The organism is Thermococcus sp. 9N3 (assembly GCF_012027685.1).
Lineage (GTDB): Archaea > Methanobacteriota_B > Thermococci > Thermococcales > Thermococcaceae > Thermococcus > Thermococcus nautili.
Map to the genome: position 1 here is coordinate 1 of NZ_SNUV01000012.1, position 460 is coordinate 460.

Here is a 460-nt window from a genome sequence, read left to right on the forward strand (position 1 = left end):
TCTGGTTCCGGTATTCGGCAGGAGGACGATGAGAGCCACGAGGGCCGAAGCGACGAGGGTGGCTGGAGTTACCGCGGCGAGGTTCAGCGTGATGGTCCCTGCCAGGAGCCAGGTGAACATCATGAAGAAGACGAACACTGCTCCAAACGCGAATACGAGCTTTGAAAGCCCGCTCTTGCCCCTGCCAAGCATTCTGTTGTAGAGTTTGCCGGTATCGAGACCGTAGTCGAAGAGCATTGCGAGAAGTATTCCGGCGAGTGGAATGCTAGCGTAGGCGGCGTTGAATTCTGCTATCGTGACGCTCTTCTCCTGCGCGTACCAGGCGATTGCTGCCATTATTCCAGTGGTTGCTATTCTGAAGCCTAGCTTGTTGAAAAAGAAATTCTCGGCCCGTTCTCCAAACCCGGGCCGCTCCTCATTCTTGTTTGCGTTCCCCACTTTTCACCACCTCACCAAAACT

At 54.8% G+C, this 460-nt stretch carries 1 protein-coding gene; it reads right to left on the reverse strand.

Annotation, left to right across the window (positions count from 1 at the left end; translation table 11 throughout):
- Positions 1 to 438, reverse strand: a 438-nt coding sequence (locus E3E30_RS11170) for a hypothetical protein (RefSeq protein ID WP_167729655.1), incomplete at its 3' end; no start/stop codon positions are given.
- Positions 439 to 460 lie beyond the last annotated feature (22 nt).